1 protein-coding gene is annotated in these 548 nt (G+C 66.1%); it reads left to right on the forward strand.

Translation table 11 applies throughout. From position 1 onward, the window contains the following. Positions 1–24: 24 nt before the first annotated feature. On the forward strand, positions 25–548 hold a 524-nt coding region (locus ABD378_RS43755), incomplete at its 3' end, for an AMP-binding protein (RefSeq protein WP_344531062.1).

A 548-nucleotide genomic window follows, 5' to 3' on the forward strand; every position in this document is an offset into this window, starting at 1 on the left:
GGTGTGGTGGTTTCGCATCGGGGTGTGGCGAGTGTGGCGGGGGTGCATGCGGATCGGCTTGGTCTGGGTGTGGGCTGCCGGTTCTTGTTGGTGGTGTCGATCAGTTTCGATGTGTCGATGGCGGATATCGCCATGACGTTGTCGTCGGGTGCGGCGTTGGTGGTGCCGCAGCCGGGGCAGCAGGCTGTGGGTGAGGAACTCGCGTCTTTGATCACCGAATTCGAGGTCACGCACACCGATTTGGTGGCTCCGATGTTGATCTCGTTGCCGGAGGGGGACTTCCCGTCGCTGCGGGGTTTTGTGGTGGGTGGTGAGGCGTTGCCGGGGGAGATGGTGGAGCGGTGGTCGCCGGGGCGGACGGTGATGCAGGTCTACGGTCCGACCGAGTCGACGGTGGTGGCCACGATGAGCGATCCGCTGGCCCCGGCCGAGCTCGCCCCGCCGATCGGCCGTCCGATCTGGAATACCCGTACCTATGTGCTGGATGCCGGGCTGCGGCCGGTTCCGGTGGGGGTGGCGGGTGAGTTGTATGTCGCGGGTGCGGGTCT

Source organism: Streptomyces rectiviolaceus, assembly GCF_039533825.1.
Classification (GTDB): domain Bacteria; phylum Actinomycetota; class Actinomycetes; order Streptomycetales; family Streptomycetaceae; genus Streptomyces; species Streptomyces rectiviolaceus.